Below are 16,193 nucleotides of genomic sequence, written 5' to 3'. Positions count from 1 at the left end.
TTAAGATATGATCATTATTCTGACTGTACACTCACCCCGGTCAGGCGCACCTCGACCCGGCGATCCGGGGCCAGGCAGGCGATCATCTGCGCCTTGGCGCCATCCGGGCAGCTGCCCCCGGTCACGGGCGAAGACTCTCCCCGCCCTTCGGCACGCACCTTGTCGGCAAACAATCCCTTGGCGATGAGATAATCCGCCACCGTGCGGGCACGCTGTTCGGAGAGGGACTGGTTGTAGGCCTCCGAGCCGATGCGGTCGGTATGACCGATCACCGTCGCCACCCCGTCTTTCGGATTGGCCGCCAGGATCTGGGCAAACAGGTTGTCGAGGGCCTGGCTGGCGGCCGGCTTCAGGGTCGCCTTGTTGAATTCGAACAGCACATCGGAATCCAGGCTGAACTGTTTCTCCACCAGCACGGGGGCCGGGGCGGGCGCAGGTTCGGGCGCAGGCGTTGGTGCCACCGGCTCGTCGCCGATCTGGCCGAAGCGATAGAGCATGCCGACCGACAGCAGGCCGTTGTCCATCTCGATGCCTGACTCGTCGAGGGAAGTCTTGCCCAGGGGCGTGGTGTACTGGTATTCGAGGCGGGCGGCCCAATCCTTGTCGATGGCGTATTCGACCCCCAGCGCCCCGACAAAGGCGGCACCATGATATTTGTTGCCCTCATGGGATTCGGAGAGGCTGCTGGTGCCATCGCTGGCCCTGACGTTGAGTGAGCTCTCGGTCCAGGCATAGGCCCCCCCGAGACGGCCGTAGATATCCAGTGCCGAGGTTGCAGGCAGGATGATCTTCATGGTGGCCTGCACCATCTGGGCCTTGGCCTCGCCATCGAGTGCGAAATCAACCCCGTTGCCCGAGTAGTGCTTGTCCACCTGATACTTGCCGAGCCAGTCATAGCCGAGCTCAATCGCCACGTTTCTGTTCACCTGATAACCGGCAAACAGCCCCAGACCGAGATCATCGCTGTTCTCGTTCACCTTGGTCGCATCGAACAGCTCTTCGACCTGGGCGTTGTAATCCACCCCGTAATAATTTGACCAGCCGGCCTTGCCGCCGACATACCAGGTGTTGTCCTGGGCGGCAGCCTGCACCGTCCCTGTTGCCATCAAAGCGCCGATCAGGACGGCGAGCATAGATCTGTTCATGGATGAGCCCCTGCAATGAATTGTTATGACGCGGCTGCGTCTCTCTTCCCTGACGGGGCCCTGAACCCAAGCCCCGCATTCAGATTATCCCATCTGCAACCAGCCTCAAACGACCAGGGACTCAGGAGTGTGATATTGGCGACATTATCAGCCACCGTGCCCCCAATCATGGGGGCCGGCGCGTTGCCCATAAAAAAACGAAGAGCCGGGCTCTTCGTTTTTCATCTGGCAAGGTGATGGCTCCCCGCTCACTGACTGCCCTGGCTCGCCAGGAACAGGCGGTAGGCGGGATCCTCGCTCACCTCTTTCCAGCCGTAGCCAATCTCGTGCAGGTAGTCGTGGAAAGCCGCCACGTCCTCGTCCGGCAGCTCGAAGGCGCAGAGCACCCGTCCGTAGTCGGCGCCGTGGTTGCGGTAGTGGAACAGGCTGATGTTCCAGCGACAGCCCAGGGTCTCGAGGAAGCGCATCAGGGCCCCCGGCTGCTCAGGGAACTTGAAGCTGTAGAGACGCTCACCGAGGGGCCGGGCCGGGCGGCCGCCAATCATGTAGCGCACGTGGTTCTTGGCCAGCTCGCTCTCGGTCATGTTGACCACCGGATAGCCGTTGCCGCCGAGCTGATCGATGATCTGGCCCAGCTCCTCGTCACCGCCGGTGAGGCGCACCGAAACGAACAGCGACGCCTGCTCGGCATCCGCATAGCGGTAGTTGAACTCGGTCACCATGCGCGGCCCCAGCTGACGACAGAAGTCGAGGAAGGCACCTTTGCGCTCGGGGATGGTCACCGCCAGCATGCCCTCGCGCTTCTCACCGATCTCGCAGCGCTCGGAGACGTAGCGCAGGCTGTGGAAGTTCACGTTGGCGCCGGACAGAATGGCCGCCATCCGCCCCCCTTTCACCTGCTCTCGCTCGCTGTACGCTTTGAGGCCTGCCAGGGACAAGGCCCCCGACGGCTCGGCGATGGCGCGGCAGTCATCGAAGATGTCTTTCAGTGCGGCGCAGATCTGGTCGTTGGAGACGGTCACCACCTCGTCCAGATACTGGTTGCACAGGCGGAAGGTCTCCTCGCCGATGCGCTTGACCGCCACCCCGTCTGCAAACAGGGAGACCCGCTCCAGATTGACCGGCTCGCCGGCCGCCAGCGCCGCCTTGAGGCAGGCGGACCCCTCCGCCTCCACCCCGATCACCTTCACATCCGGCAGCAGCAGCTTGATGTAGACCGCCACCCCGGCGGCCAGGCCGCCGCCGCCCACCGGCACGAAGACGTGGGTGAGGTGGGTATCCTGCTCCAGCAGCTCCTTGCCGATGGTGCCCTGGCCCGCGATCACCTCGACGTCGTCGAACGGCGGGATCAGGGTGTAGCCCTCCAACTCGGCGAGTCGGCGGCTCTCGCCGTAGGCCTCATCGAAGCTGTTGCCAAACAGCATGACGTTGCCGCCCTGACGGCGCACCGCGTCGATCTTGATGTCCGGCGTGGTCTTGGGCATCACGATGATCGCCTTGATGCCGAGCTTGGCGGCCGACAGGGCGACCCCCTGGGCGTGGTTGCCGGCAGAGGCGGCGATGACGCCGCGTTCTTTCTGCTCCTGGGTCAGGGTGGCGATCTTGTGGTAGGCGCCGCGCAGCTTGAAGGAGTGAACCGGTTGCAGATCCTCCCGCTTCAGGCTGACGTGATTGCCAAGCCGCTCGGAGAGTTTCTTCAGGGTTTGCAAAGGGGTGACCCGCGCCGCCTCGTAGACGGGGGAGAGCAGTACCTTGCGTAGATAATCCGCCGCAGAGACCATGGTTTATACCCCCGTCTCGTGGCGAAGGGCGCGCAATGCGCCCATATCATGACAGTTCATCCTCTCACTCCCCCAGCAGGGTGCGGTCACGCACCGCGCCCTTGTCGGCGCTGGTGGCGAACATGGCGTAGGCACGCAGGGCAAAGGAGACCTCGCGCTGACGATCGACCGGCTTCCAGCCACGGGCAGAGACGGCGGCGCGGCGAGTGGCCAGCACGCTGTCGGCCACCTCCAGCACCATGCTGCGGGCCGGGATGTCGATGTTGATGATGTCGCCATCCTCCACCAGACCGATAGTGCCGCCAGAGGCCGCCTCCGGGGAGACATGACCGATGGAGAGACCCGAGGTACCGCCGGAGAAGCGACCGTCAGTGATGAGGGCACACGCCTTGCCCAATCCCATGGACTTGAGATAGGTGGTGGGATAGAGCATCTCCTGCATGCCGGGGCCCCCTTTCGGGCCCTCGTAGCGGATCACCACCACTTCACCGGCTTTCACCGTGCCGTCCAGAATGCCGCTCACCGCGCTCTCCTGGCTCTCGAATACCCGGGCCGGGCCGCGGAAGGTGAGGTTCTCCTCGTCCACCCCGGCGGTCTTGACGATGGCCCCGTTGAGGGCGAGGTTGCCAGCGAGGACCGCCAGGCCACCTTCCTGGCTGTAGGCGTGATCGAAGGAGCGGATGCACCCCTCGGCGCGGTCCAGATCCAGCTCGGGCCAGCGGCAATCCTGACTGAACGCCTTGGTGGTACGGATGCCCGCAGGACCTGCACGGTAGAAGTCGTGAACCCCCTTGTCATTGCTGCGGCTGACGTCATATTCGGCCAGCAGCTCCACCAGGGAAGTGCCCAGCACGTTGCGGGTATCCCCGTGCACCAGGCCCGCTTTTTCCAGCTGACCCAGGATGGCAACCACGCCGCCGGCGCGGTGCACGTCTTCCATGTGGTACTTCTGGGTGGAGGGCGCCACCTTGCACAGCTGGGGCACCTTGCGGGACATGCGGTCGATGTCGGCCATGGTGAAGTCGACGCCCGCCTCCTGGGCTGCCGCCAGCAGGTGCAGCACGGTATTGGTGGAGCCGCCCATGGCGATGTCCAGGGCCATGGCGTTCTCGAACGCCGCCTTGGTGGCGATGTTGCGCGGCAGTGCCGAGGCATCGTCCTGCTCGTACCAGCGCTTGGCCAGAGTGACGATGCGCTGGCCCGCCAGCTTGAACAGTTGCTCACGATCGGCGTGGGTCGCCAGCAGGGAGCCATTGCCCGGCTGGGAGAGACCCAGTGCCTCGGTCAGGCAGTTCATGGAGTTGGCGGTGAACATGCCGGAGCAGGAGCCGCAGGTGGGGCAGGCGCTGCGCTCGATCTGATCGCTCTGTGCATCGGAGACCTTGGGGTCGGCGCCCTGGATCATGGCGTCCACCAGATCCAGCTTGATGATCTGATCCGACAGCTTGGTCTTGCCCGCTTCCATGGGGCCGCCGGAGACGAAGATCACCGGGATGTTGATGCGCAGGGCAGCCATCAGCATCCCCGGGGTGATCTTGTCGCAGTTGGAGATGCAGACCATGGCGTCGGCGCAGTGGGCGTTGACCATGTACTCCACCGAGTCGGCGATGAGTTCGCGGGACGGCAGGGAATAGAGCATGCCACCGTGGCCCATGGCGATGCCGTCATCCACGGCGATGGTGTTGAACTCCTTGGCGACGCCGCCGGCGGCCTCGATCTCCCGGGCCACCAGCTGGCCGAGATCCTTGAGGTGCACGTGACCGGGCACGAACTGGGTGAAGGAGTTGACCACGGCGATGATGGGCTTGCCGAAATCCTGATCGGTCATGCCGGTGGCACGCCAGAGGGCGCGGGCCCCGGCCATGTTACGTCCGTGGGTGGTGGTGGCGGATCTCAACTTCGGCATTGTCTCTACTCCCTGAATGCCCCTGGGGCGCATTGTCTTTCAACATGAATGTGTGATTCGCGGATCGGGAATCGATCCTGGTGAAGGCACCTCGGGGAGCCTTCACCGGAAGCGACTCGGGGAGGCGTGACGCCTCCCCGCTATCATCAGTCGTTGACGGGGGTCAGCCAGCCCCACTTGTCTTCGGTCTTGCCGTTGAACAGGCCGAAGAAGGCATTCTGCAACTGCTCGGTCACCGGGCCACGGCAACCGGCGCCCACCTTCATCCGATCCACCGAGCGCACCGGGGTCACCTCGGCGGCGGTGCCGGTCATGAAGATTTCGTCTGCGACGTACAGCGCTTCACGGGGCAGCGCCTGCTCGCGCACCTCGTAACCCAAGTCGCGCGCCAGCGTCATGATGGTGTCGCGGGTGATGCCGGGCAGGATGGCGGCGGTGGCGGGCGGGGTGAACAGCACGCCGTTCTTCACCAGAAACAGGTTCTCCCCCGCCCCTTCGCTCAGATAGCCGTTCACATCCAGCGCCAGCCCCTCGGCGAAGCCGTTGCGCTTGGCCTCGCGGCTGATGAGCTGGGAAGAGAGATAGTTGCCCCCCGCCTTGGCACCGGTCGGGATGGTGTTGGGAGCGAGCCGGTTCCAGGAGGTGACGCACACATCCACTCCGTTTTTCAACCCCTCTTCACCGAGGTAGGCGCCCCAGGGCAGGGCCGCGACCATGAGGTCGGCCTTGGCATCCAGCGGCGGATGCAGCCCCAGCCCCACGTTGCCGACAAAGGCCAGCGGGCGCAGGTAGCCGCTCTTCAGGCCGTTCTCGCGCACCACGGTGCGGCAGGCTTCATTCACCTCAGACTCGCTGTAGGGGACGTCCATCCAGTAGATCTTGGCGGAGTCGAACAGGCGGCGGGTGTGCTCCTGCAGGCGGAAGATGCAGGTCCCCTTGGGAGTGTCATAGGCCCGCACCCCCTCGAACACCGAGGAGCCGTAGTGCAGGGCATGGCTCATGACATGCACCTGGGCATCCTGCCAGGGGACCAGCTTGCCGTTGAACCAGATGTATTGGGGGTGGGCGGCGGATTGGGAAGGCTGTGACATTGGCTTGGCTCCTTAAGCTCTGATCCGGGGTTGCTGTTCCAGTGCATCGACCCGGGAGACATCCACCAGCTTCACCAGCTGGCTCCACAACTGCTGGATGGGACGTACCGATTCGACAGTAACCGTGATCCGCAGCTGTTGGCAATCCTGCTCCATGTTGAGGGCGCAGAGATTGAAACCGCGGTGACGGACCACCCGCAGCACCCGTTCCATCACTTCGGCTCTGGGTTGGGCATGGATTTCCAGGGTGCTGGTATTGAGCTGGTTCATGGGCGTTGCTCCATCATCTTGTGGTTGGCGACTCCTGGCGGAACCAGGGGCCAGACATTTTCTTCCTCTGAAATAGCCACATGCAGCAGATAGGCACTCTCGCTCGCCAGCAGGCGATCCAGTGCCGGACCTATCTCTTCCTTGCATGTGATGGTCTCGCCGGGAATGCCGAAGGCGGCAGCCAGGGCGACGAAATCGGGGTTGTCGGACAGATTGGTCTCGCTGTAGCGACCGTCGAAGAACAGCTCCTGCCATTGGCGCACCATGCCGAGGCGCTGGTTGTCCAGCAGCACCATCTTCACCTTGAGCCGGGCCCGGCGGATGGTGCCGAGCTCCTGCACGTTCATCATGAAGGAGCCGTCCCCGCTCACCAGCACCACCTCGTCATCGGGGCGCGACATCTTGGCGCCGATGGCGGCGGGCAGGCCGAAGCCCATGGTGCCGAGGCCGGCACTGGAGAGGTGGTTGCGCGGGCTGGTGAAACGCATGTGCTGGGCCACCCACATCTGGTGCTGACCCACGTCGCAGGCCACCACGCTGGTGTCAGGCAGCTGGCTTGAAAGCTCTTTGAGCAGGGCCGGGGCGTAGATGGCCTGACCCGGATGGTCGTAGCGGAAGGCGTATTCCCGAGCCATGGTGGCGCAGTGCTCGCGCCAGGGGTCGAGGGTCAGCGTCATCGCCAGGGCGGGCAGCACACGCTTGAGATCCGTGGTGATCCCCACATCGGCGGCGCGGCGCTTGCCGAACTCGGCGGCGTCCACATCCAGGTGGATCACCTTGGCTTCGGGGGCAAATTCCTCCAGCTTGCCGGTCACCCGATCATCGAAACGGGCGCCTACCACCACCAGCAGATCGCACTGCTGTACCGCCAGGTTGGCGGCCTTGGTACCGTGCATGCCGAGCATGCCCAGATAAACGGGGCTGTCGGGGTCGAGGGCACCTATCCCCTTGAGGGTGGTGACCGCCGGCATCCCCGTGGTGGCGGCAAAGTCGCGCAGCTGCTGCTCGGCATTGGCCATGCCCACCCCGCCGCCGACGTAGAGTACCGGACGCTCAGCTCCGGCCAGCAGGGTACGGGCGACCGTCAGTTCGGCCGGATTCAGGGGGTCGGGTTCCTCCACGGCAAACAGCGGGCTTTGAGAGGGAACGGCGGCCAGTTGCACATCCTTGGGCAGGTCGATGAGCACGGGGCCCGGACGCCCTTCGGTGGCGATGGCGAAGGCTTCGGCAATGACCCGTCCCAGATCCGCCGGGTCAGTCACCATGAAGGAGTGCTTGGTGCAGGAAAGGGACATGCCGAGCACGTCCACTTCCTGAAAGGCATCGGTACCGACGGCGGCGCAGGGCACCTGGCCGCTGATGGCCACCAGCGGTACCGAATCGAGCAGTGCCTCCGCGAGGCCGGTGACCAGGTTGGTGGCGCCGGGGCCAGAGGTGGCGATGCAGACCCCCACCTGACCGGAAGCGCGGGCATAACCCACCGCAGCCATGGCGGCACCCTGCTCGTGGCGGCAGAGCTGATGGGCCAGGCCACCGTCATACAGGGCGTCATAGACCGGCATGATGGCCCCGCCCGGGTAACCAAACACCTGGGTCACACCCTGTTTTTTGAGAGCCTGTACCAAAAACTGCGCGCCGTTCATGTGGAAAATCCTGTCCTTTGGTCGAAAAAAAACCCCCGGGCCGTGAGGCTCGGGGGTCGCTTGTTTCGTTCTGTCCGGTGGTGGGTCTATCCCTTGTTCCGTGCAGCCAAACGAGCCCCGAGCGGTGAGATAATAATCACCACTAGGACCACAATAATGCTGACGAAACGGGAGGCCATGTTCATAGTTACAACCGGAAATCCTGTGAAATGGGAGCGGAGCTTGCCGCGAATGGCTATTAGAACTAGCACGGTGATTTTTATTGGGCAAGCACTTTTTACCTGACAAGACTCTGATTTTAACTGCTCTGAAACCTGACAACTGGAACAAAAAACTAATAAAAAACGGTTAACCAGCATATACATCAAACCAAGGACGGTATTTATGTCATTAGCTGTTGTTTATAGCCGTGCCAGCCTGGGGATAGCGGCGCCACAAGTCACGGTGGAGGTGCACCTCTCCAACGGCCTGCCCGCCTTCAACATGGTGGGGTTGCCGGAAACCTCGGTGAAGGAGTCGCGGGATCGGGTGCGCAGCGCCCTGCTCAACGGCAATTTCGAATTTCCGGCCAAGCACATCACCGTCAACCTGGCACCTGCGGATCTGCCCAAGGAGGGGGGCCGCTTCGACCTGGCCATCGCCATCGGCATTCTCGCCGCATCCAAGCAGATACCCGCAAAATACCTGCTAGACCACGAATTTTTAGGGGAATTGGCCCTGACGGGCGAGATCCGCCCCGTGCTTGGGGTGCTCCCCTCGGTGCTCGCCTGCCGCGACGCGGGGCGCACCCTGCTGGTCCCACGGGAGAACGGTCCGGAGGCTTCCCTCATACAGGATGCCGAGGTGCGCACCGCCCACCAGCTGCTGGCGGTCACCGCCTGGCTGGCGGGCCAGTACGAACTACCGCTGCCGGAACCCCAGAGCGCGGAGACCCTGCCCGACGTGCCGGATCTACAGGACGTGATCGGTCAGTCCCAGGCGAAGCGGGCGCTGGAGATCGCCGCAGCTGGCAGCCACAACCTGTTGTTCATCGGCCCCCCCGGCACCGGCAAGAGCATGTTGGCCAGCCGTCTGCCCGGCATTCTGCCACCGCTGAGCGAACAGGAGGCGCAGCAGACCGCCGCCATTCACTCCATCGGCGGCCTCACCCCCCGCGCCGGCCACTGGCACCACAGGCCGTATCGCACGCCCCATCACAGCGCCTCGGCGGTGGCGCTGGTGGGCGGGGGTTGTCATTTGTGGAAATAGATGAGACATTTTTGAAATTAATGAGACAAAACTGCTGTTGGTAGCTTGTTAACAGCGGTCTGAGTAGTAATGATTTGGTTCTCCGTTCTACCCGCCCCTCACACCCGCTACAGCAACAATCACTTGCATGCGATGCGAATGCAACAAAGCGCCAAAGGTGAAAGCCTCAGGTAACAAGGGTCGAGAGAAACTTTGATACCTGGAAAACAAGCCTCAGGCGGATAAATAGAAGGGGATGCTTACCGCTATCTGCTCCCTCTCATCAAGGATGTTATCTACCGGATTCCAAGGTCTGCAGATCGAAAAACATCGTGCAAATAACCCACCGTAAGGTGGCTTTTGTTCGGAGAATAGATTATGCCTGCTCCAAGTATCCGATCATGATCATTGGCGGTATAAGGTCCATAAAGCTAAAGATGTTTAGCCCACCTAAATTTCCCTTGCAAAAAATTAAGAGCACGCTTACCTTCGGAGTTAAGCGGCGCTAAAGATCTTTAGCCCCGCATTGATGAAGGATGCAAGAATGGCTAAAAAACCAACTGATTTAAGTAATACAATCAACAATATAAAGAAAGATATCAACTCAGGCTTTACCGAGCTACTAAGCCGAGTCGAGGCCCTAGAGGCAAGTGATGCCCAACACAGCATGGCTATACGCGATCTACAAATTCAGACGCGAGCAGCTCGTGGCGATAAACGAATGGATATCGCTAAAGACTTTGGTCTGAGCGAGGGCCGAATTAGCCAAATCGTTAATGCAGGTCGTAGTTAAGGAGGACCTATGAAAAATGAACAAGACTATCAATCAGGCTGGACAACACAGACAACTAATCCCGCAACTGGTAAAAAATGCTCGGGAGGCGCCGCTAGGAATCTGAGAGTAGCTCAAGCTGGCGGAGCTAACGCTGTTCAGGTTATAGCCGCAGTGAATGCAGTTCAGTCAATACAGCCAATAGTTGATGCACAGCAAACTCAAATACAGCAACAACAAACTCAAATTGGAGTGTTGACTCAAGCTCTCGATCAGGCCATCAATGCACTTACCAAGGACGGTAAAAAATAAGTTGCTATTAATTAAAATAATATCTGTTATACGAACGCCCTGAAATTCACTCAGGGCGTTCAGATATTTGCTCGATTTCCTACAGCCGCACATCACTATGAGACACTACGAATCTGAAACCCTAAAGCCTGCACAATCGCCAAATTGATCACGCTGCCTGACTTTGTCCAAGCCCCACACAGACGCCTGCCGTATGCTGATCATCAGTCCTGATCTATAGCGATCTGTGAGTATGGAAAAGTCAGCATAATCTGGCAAAAACGTCTCAGACTTTGTAGTCCTGAACATCACCACCAATGGAATTTGGTTCTGTTCTCAGATAGAAAAGCTCTTCCTAGTAGTTCCCATGCTTCCGAAGCCCCACCGGGGCTGTATTAATTGTAATTTATGCAAATAAATTAGGCCCTTACATCGTATTTTAGTGCATGAGGCTAGCCAATTCAGACGTTCGCGAGTCTGTCGTTCGAGGGCTGCAATACGATGGATACATACCATTGAGGAAAGTCGCAAATTAAGCATTTCCCCTAAATAGCTGTTCCGAATAGTAGATCACCGGAGGAAGGGAACTCAGTCCAGTTTGTGCGATCTGATTAGTCGCTAAACAAAACAAGCCACACCCAAAGGACTGAGTTGATGCCTATCCTACCACCTCTGCCACGACCACAACGGCGCCGCATTCACAAAATCATCCATGCCACCCGTGATAAAGGACATGCTCGTCGCTTGATGGCCATCTTGCTGTTACATGAAGGACGCACGATCACCGATGTTCATCACCTTACCGGCGCTGCGCGCTCGACCATCGGTCGTTGGCTTCGGTGGTATCGAGATGAAGGCATAGATGCGCTAGAAGCCTTACCGGCTGGCCGTGCCCCAGTCTTACCTATCGCCAAGATTGTCACCTTACTGGTGCTGCTCATGCAGTTTTCTCCGCAAGATTTTGGTTATCAGCGCAGCCGTTGGTGTACTGAACTATTGGCTATAAAAATCAATCGGTTAACAGGGCTCAATGTGGCAGCCTCCACGCTCCGCCGATGGTTACCTCGTATGGGCATTGTCTGGCGCAGGCCCGTGCCGACCTTGCGGATAAAAGACCCAGCCTATCAGGAAAAAATGGCGAATATCGACGCCGCGCTGGCCCGCTGTGATGCCGATAATCCGGTGTTTTATGAGGATGAAGTCGATATAGACCTCAATCCCAAATTAGGAGCCGACTGGATGTTCAGAGCGCAGCAAAAGCGGGTTGTCACACCGGGGCAGAATGCCAAGCATTATCTGGCAGGCGTTCTCCACGCAGGCAACGGAAGGGTACTTTACGTCAGCGGGATCAAGAAAAACTCATCGCTGTTTATTGCCATGCTGGAAAAGCTGCGCCACCACTACCGACGAGCCAAAACCATCACGTTGATCCTCGATAACTACATCATTCACAAAAGCAAACAGACCGAGCGATGGTTGAAGAAGAATCCCAAGTTCTGCCTGGTGTTCCAGCCAGTTTACAGCCCTTGGGTTAATCACATAGAACGGCTATGGCACAAGTTACATGAAACCATCACGCGCAATCATCAATGCAGAGGGATGGCAAACCTGCTGGCCCGAGTGAAACACTTCATGGATACCGTGTCTCCTTTCCCGGGGAATGGCTATGGCACAGCGAAGGTGTAGCACTATTGGGATCAGTTATTTAGCTAGTACCTACAAATTCCAGCACCATGGGGGATGCTCTTATGTGACGATAAAAAATCGAGCTAGTAGAGAGCAAAACACTAGCCAAGAACTACTGACCTAGAGGTCCCGTCTGGTATGGCGACACAACAAATTCAATTGAAAACTGTTCATGAGCTACGCACCTTCCATGCAGATGAACGGCCCCAACGCTTCTTCATCCCAGCCTACCAGAGAGGATACCGCTGGTCCTCACTCCAGATAACCCAACTGTTGGATGACTTCCGCGAGTTCACCCAACGACCTAATCCTCAGCCTCAGGAGTTCTACTGCCTACAACCCTTAGTAATCAAGGCTCGGCCACAAGGGGACTGGGAGGTAGTCGATGGCCAGCAACGTCTGACTACACTGTTGTTGATCCTTCGTCACTTCAACGAACGATTGGCAGAGCGCTTCCGCCAACCACTCTACCTGCTGGATTATGAAACTCGCCCCAAGCTGGCGGGCTTTCTAGACGAGCCGTCGCCGGCACTAGCGGATACTAACGCCGACTATTTTCATCTCTATGTGGCCATGCAGACAATAGAGAACTGGTTCGCCCAGCACGAAAGCGAGGTGGAAACGATCAAGGCTGTGATACTAAACCAGGTCAAGCTTATCTGGTTCGAGTTGGCCGAAGGGGACCATCCAGTTGAGGCCTTCACCCGGCTGAATGTAGGCAAGATACCGCTAACATCAGACGAACTGATCCGCGCGCTGTTTCTGCGCCGAAGCACCGGTGCCGGAGCGGATCCCACAAGTGCCCAATTACGCATCGCATACGAATGGGACCTACTGGAAAAAGCTCTCCAAAACAATGCTTTTTGGTACTTCATAAGCAACAAGCCAGCTCCTGCCCAGAACCGCATCGGCCTATTGTTTGAACTGGTAGCGCAACAAGACGGTTTACCGCAGGCATGGCAACACGACGCCTATGCCGCTTTCCATCACGTCAATGGGCGGCTCAAGGCATCTGGTGCCAGCGTTGCGGACGAGTGGGGACGCATTAAGTCCAGCTTTCTGCAGTTAGAGGAATGGTTTGAGGACCGAATGCTCTTCCATATGGTGGGTTATCTGGTTCATCAAAGCGTTGGTATCAACAGCATTCGCCAACTGGCGCAAGGCACAACTAAGAGCGGTTTCGAGCTGACTTTGCGTCGAGAGATCTTCAAATGCGTTACAGGATATGAGCTGTCTGTTCCTGTGCAAGAGGCGGTTGTACGGGAGCGACTGCTTACACATATGGATAGACTCAGCTATGACCGTAAGGTGAGCCACGTACGCATCCGTGCATTGCTTCTGCTGTTCAACCTCGCAACCTTGTTGCAAGACGGGCGCTCCAACCTGCGTTTCCAGTTCGACAGTTTCAAGACCCAGTGCTGGGATATCGAGCATATTCGTTCCGTTAGCGACGATAGGCCTGGCCGTCCTGATACGCAAAAGACCTGGCTGGAACACTGCCTAAGATTTCTGACTGCGCAAGGCACGGCCAATGCTTTATGCAAAGAGATTGATATCTACTTAGCTGACCAAGCAGTCTCTAAGACTCCGGAAGTGTTTGACGGTCTGTATGACAGAGTGCTGGAGTTTTTTGCCGAAGCTAAGGAGTGGGAGGAAGAGCATGGCTTGGGCAACCTGACTCTGCTTGACGACCATACCAACCGCAGCTACGGCAATGCCGTGTTTGCGTTAAAGCGTCAACGACTACTGTCGCTAGATCAGGCCGGCATCTTCGTGCCGCTGTGTACCCGCAACATCTTCCTGAAGTGCTACAGCCCCCAAGTGGGCAACACACTATTTTGGACCGAACAAGACCGAGAAGCATACGAAACCGTCATGTTGGATACACTCACCCGCTTTTTCTGCGGTAGCAGGAGGGTAATACAATGAACTTGGGTCAACAAATCAGCTACATTCAACTGCTGCAGCGGCACACACACATCCAGATTCCGATTATCCAGCGTGACTACGCCCAAGGCCGACCTGATGAGCAAGAGGTACGTGATTCCTTCCTTGCCGCACTGGAAGATGCCTTGCTCAAGCCTGCTCATGACACCAGCCTGCCGCTGAATTTAGACTTCATCTATGGCAGTGTTGAAGTATGCCATGGAAAGACTCATTTCCTCCCTTTGGACGGACAGCAGCGTTTAACCACTCTGTTTCTACTTCACTGGTATCTCGCATGGCACGATGATGCTTGGGAAGTGTTCACAGCCCTATTCGTGGCAGACGGCAAATCCCGTTTCTGCTACGGAGTGCGCCCCAGTAGCAATGATTTTTTTGATCAGTTGGTGGCGTACCGTCCAACCGAAGCAGTGGACGAAGTGGCTTCGCTCGCTACCATGTTGTGCGATCAACCTTGGTTTTTCCGAAGCTGGCTGCGCGATCCAACTATCCAGTCTGTCCTAGGCATGGTGAACGCCATCCATAAGCGCTTTGCAACGCATTCGAACTTATTCGCCAGACTGACAGACGAAGTTCGTCCGCCAGTCACCTTTCAACTCTTGGGCCTGCATGACTTCGGCCTATCGGATGACCTTTACATCAAGATGAATGCCCGGGGAAAGCCTCTCACTGCTTTCGAAAGCTTCAAGGCTCGTTATGAGCAGTTGCTGAAAACCCAGCTCGTAAATCGCAGGTTTAAGATCAGTGACCAATCATTCCCCGTCCATGAATACGTAGCCATCCAACTGGACACACAATGGGGGGACTTGTTCTGGCAATTCAGAGACAAAGTCAGCAACCTATTTGATCAGACTTTCCTACGCTTGTTTCGGGCAGTGGCTTTGGTGACGCGAGACTCGGGGACAGAAGCATTCAACAACGATACCGAGCGGTTACGCAATGTGCATCAAACACTCTCATTCCATGACTACTATCGCCAGGATTGGCTGGATGAACATTTCTCTACGTCGCTCATTTATTTGCTGAATGCGTTACACGCCGAAGGAGGTAGATTATGCACGGGATTGCTAAACGGTCAGTCCTTCAATGAGTCTGTCATCCTGGGAAAAATTCTTAATCCTAACAACAATTCACTCAGCTACAGTGAGGCGGTGCAGTTCACGGCCTATGTGGGCTATCTCCATAAACATCAGGGCAAACCAGAGCCAGAGGCATTCGATCACTGGATGAGGATCATCAAGAACCTATCCGTGAACACCACCTATAACCGGATAGATGATTTCCGGCGTAGCGTTGAAAGTGTGAATGTACTGTTGATGCATGCGGACCGCATTCGGGAGCATCTAGCAAATCCGGACAACTCCGTAGAGGGCTTCAGTAGAGTTCAAATCGGCGAAGAGCGTATCAAGTGCGCGTTGATGCTGGCCCATGAAGGGTGGAAGCCTCTGATCCAAGTAGCAGAATCGCATGGGTACTTCGCCGGACAAATTGACTTCCTTTTAGAGTTCTCAATGGTGACAGACAAGTTCAAAATGGCAGCACCCAGTGACTGGGCTGCTGAGCAGCACCGAGAGCTCCAGCATGCTTTTGAACACTACTGGAGCTGGGCTCGTGTCACCTTCTCGAATATGGGCTTAAAAGAATTGGGGTCGCATTGTTGGCAGCGAGCTCTTTTGAGTCTTGGTGATTGCTTATTGCAAAAGGGAAGAAATAAATCCTTCTTAGTGGACCGCTCAGATGATGAAGTCAGCTGGAAGCGATTCCTACGCATGGTGGGAAAGCGCGATCTGCTGAAAAAATTATGGGATCAAATGGACCCCAACATTGACTTATCTAATCAACTGGAGCGTGTCATATCCAGTGTGTCCGAGTGTGAAAGTTGGCGACGATTGATCGTCGGTACACCGGAGGTCATGGCGTTTTGTGAAGCTAAAGCTATTCGCTTTGAATCTAGCGAGAAGGTTTACATACTAAAACGTAGACAACTTAATGGTGAACATGCCGAGCTGCTCACATTCTGCCTCTATCATAAACTTAGGGCTAAATCGCAAACTTTTAACAATTTACATATAACCTATGTGACAGCAGTTGGTACTGCCTCCAGCCCTTATATCAAACTGACTTGCCTCCAGGCGGATAGATGGCCTGAATTCAGCATCGTCGCAGATCAGAGCCAATTCTGCATAAGAACAACATTACCAACCAAGGAAATTGAGCCACAAATTAGCGCAATGCTTAGAGATATTTTTCACAGCCAAGAACATGGTCACTATCAAATAGTGTCGAATAGCTATGACGTCGGACATGTATTGGAGCAACTAAATAATCACATCTCAACGGCGTCTGATTTACCTGAGCGAATCACTTCCTAAAGGACTCTCATTCCAAACATCAACAGGGTAGTGGAAGGCACAGTACCAAGGCCATAGGGTCACAT

The 16,193-nt window shown here is 57.3% G+C and carries 11 protein-coding genes and 1 pseudogene; 6 read left to right on the top strand and 6 right to left on the bottom strand.

Going from position 1 to position 16,193, the window contains the following annotated elements:
* Window positions 1-14 precede the first annotated feature (14 nt).
* The 6 genes from ompA to ilvG all read right to left on the bottom strand — a co-directional run bounded on the left by ompA (window position 15) and on the right by ilvG (window position 7,836).
* The gene (gene ompA / locus C2U47_RS11115) at window positions 15-1,145 is read right to left on the bottom strand and encodes a porin OmpA (RefSeq protein ID WP_049636075.1); all 1,131 of its coding nucleotides are present in this window, start codon (window positions 1,143-1,145) and stop codon (window positions 15-17) included.
* Window positions 1,146-1,393: 248 nt separating this feature from the next.
* Entirely contained in the window at window positions 1,394-2,926 is a 1,533-nt protein-coding gene (gene ilvA, locus C2U47_RS11110) for a threonine ammonia-lyase, biosynthetic (protein ID WP_049636076.1), read from the bottom strand.
* Between the two features lie 64 nt (window positions 2,927-2,990).
* Window positions 2,991-4,832 carry a dihydroxy-acid dehydratase gene (ilvD, locus tag C2U47_RS11105; RefSeq protein ID WP_049636077.1) on the bottom strand — a complete coding sequence of 614 codons (1,842 nt, stop codon included), beginning with the start codon at window positions 4,830-4,832 and terminating at the stop codon, window positions 2,991-2,993.
* A gap of 146 nt (window positions 4,833-4,978) precedes the next feature.
* Window positions 4,979-5,923, bottom strand: coding sequence for a branched-chain amino acid transaminase (locus C2U47_RS11100; protein ID WP_039039680.1), 945 nt, complete (start codon window positions 5,921-5,923; stop codon window positions 4,979-4,981).
* Between the two features lie 12 nt (window positions 5,924-5,935).
* Complete coding sequence (ilvM, locus tag C2U47_RS11095; RefSeq protein ID WP_049636078.1) at window positions 5,936-6,193, bottom strand: acetolactate synthase 2 small subunit; 258 nt, start codon at window positions 6,191-6,193, stop codon at window positions 5,936-5,938.
* Window positions 6,190-7,836, bottom strand: a complete 1,647-nt coding sequence (ilvG, locus tag C2U47_RS11090) for an acetolactate synthase 2 catalytic subunit (protein WP_041211990.1) — start codon at window positions 7,834-7,836, stop codon at window positions 6,190-6,192. The genes ilvM and ilvG overlap by 4 nt, the downstream gene beginning before the upstream one ends.
* Before the next feature lie 384 nt (window positions 7,837-8,220).
* On the opposite strand from ilvG, the pseudogene C2U47_RS11080 reads away from it, so the two are divergent.
* The 6 genes and pseudogenes from C2U47_RS11080 to C2U47_RS11055 all read left to right on the top strand — a co-directional run.
* Window positions 8,221-9,072, top strand: a pseudogene (locus tag C2U47_RS11080) (YifB family Mg chelatase-like AAA ATPase); the annotation flags it as partial.
* A 535-nt stretch (window positions 9,073-9,607) separates the two neighbouring features.
* A complete protein-coding gene (locus C2U47_RS11075) occupies window positions 9,608-9,856 on the top strand; it encodes a hypothetical protein (protein WP_103261654.1) in 249 nt (82 codons plus the stop codon).
* A gap of 9 nt (window positions 9,857-9,865) precedes the next feature.
* Complete coding sequence (locus C2U47_RS11070) at window positions 9,866-10,147, top strand: hypothetical protein (RefSeq protein ID WP_103261653.1); 282 nt, start codon at window positions 9,866-9,868, stop codon at window positions 10,145-10,147.
* 633 nt (window positions 10,148-10,780) lie between these two features.
* On the top strand, window positions 10,781-11,812 hold the full coding sequence (locus C2U47_RS11065) for an IS630-like element ISAhy2 family transposase (RefSeq protein ID WP_001809438.1): 1,032 nt from the start codon (window positions 10,781-10,783) through the stop codon (window positions 11,810-11,812).
* 138 nt (window positions 11,813-11,950) lie between these two features.
* On the top strand, window positions 11,951-13,741 hold the full coding sequence (locus tag C2U47_RS11060; protein WP_103261652.1) for a DUF262 domain-containing protein: 1,791 nt from the start codon (window positions 11,951-11,953) through the stop codon (window positions 13,739-13,741).
* Window positions 13,738-16,128 carry a DUF262 domain-containing protein gene (locus tag C2U47_RS11055; protein ID WP_103261651.1) on the top strand — a complete coding sequence of 797 codons (2,391 nt, stop codon included), beginning with the start codon at window positions 13,738-13,740 and terminating at the stop codon, window positions 16,126-16,128. The genes C2U47_RS11060 and C2U47_RS11055 overlap by 4 nt, the downstream gene beginning before the upstream one ends.
* The last annotated feature ends 65 nt before the right edge of the window (window positions 16,129-16,193 follow it).

The sequence above is a fragment of the Aeromonas sp. ASNIH7 genome, assembly GCF_002903485.1.
Classification (GTDB): Bacteria; Pseudomonadota; Gammaproteobacteria; order Enterobacterales; family Aeromonadaceae; genus Aeromonas; species Aeromonas caviae.
Note: the sequence above shows the minus strand (reverse complement) of the source record. Positions and strands in the feature narration are given on the sequence as shown.

Excerpts from the sequence above, each read along its gene's own strand:
- ompA (WP_049636075.1), bottom strand. The coding sequence starts at position 1,145 with ATGAACAGATCTATGCTCGCCGTCCTGATCGGCGCTTTGATGGCAACA.
- ilvA (WP_049636076.1), bottom strand. The coding sequence starts at position 2,926 with ATGGTCTCTGCGGCGGATTATCTACGCAAGGTACTGCTCTCCCCCGTC.
- ilvD (WP_049636077.1), bottom strand. The coding sequence starts at position 4,832 with ATGCCGAAGTTGAGATCCGCCACCACCACCCACGGACGTAACATGGCC.
- C2U47_RS11100 (WP_039039680.1), bottom strand. The coding sequence starts at position 5,923 with ATGTCACAGCCTTCCCAATCCGCCGCCCACCCCCAATACATCTGGTTC.
- ilvM (WP_049636078.1), bottom strand. The coding sequence starts at position 6,193 with ATGAACCAGCTCAATACCAGCACCCTGGAAATCCATGCCCAACCCAGA.
- ilvG (WP_041211990.1), bottom strand. The coding sequence starts at position 7,836 with ATGAACGGCGCGCAGTTTTTGGTACAGGCTCTCAAAAAACAGGGTGTG.
- C2U47_RS11075 (WP_103261654.1), top strand. The coding sequence starts at position 9,608 with ATGGCTAAAAAACCAACTGATTTAAGTAATACAATCAACAATATAAAG.
- C2U47_RS11070 (WP_103261653.1), top strand. The coding sequence starts at position 9,866 with ATGAAAAATGAACAAGACTATCAATCAGGCTGGACAACACAGACAACT.
- C2U47_RS11065 (WP_001809438.1), top strand. The coding sequence starts at position 10,781 with ATGCCTATCCTACCACCTCTGCCACGACCACAACGGCGCCGCATTCAC.
- C2U47_RS11060 (WP_103261652.1), top strand. The coding sequence starts at position 11,951 with ATGGCGACACAACAAATTCAATTGAAAACTGTTCATGAGCTACGCACC.
- C2U47_RS11055 (WP_103261651.1), top strand. The coding sequence starts at position 13,738 with ATGAACTTGGGTCAACAAATCAGCTACATTCAACTGCTGCAGCGGCAC.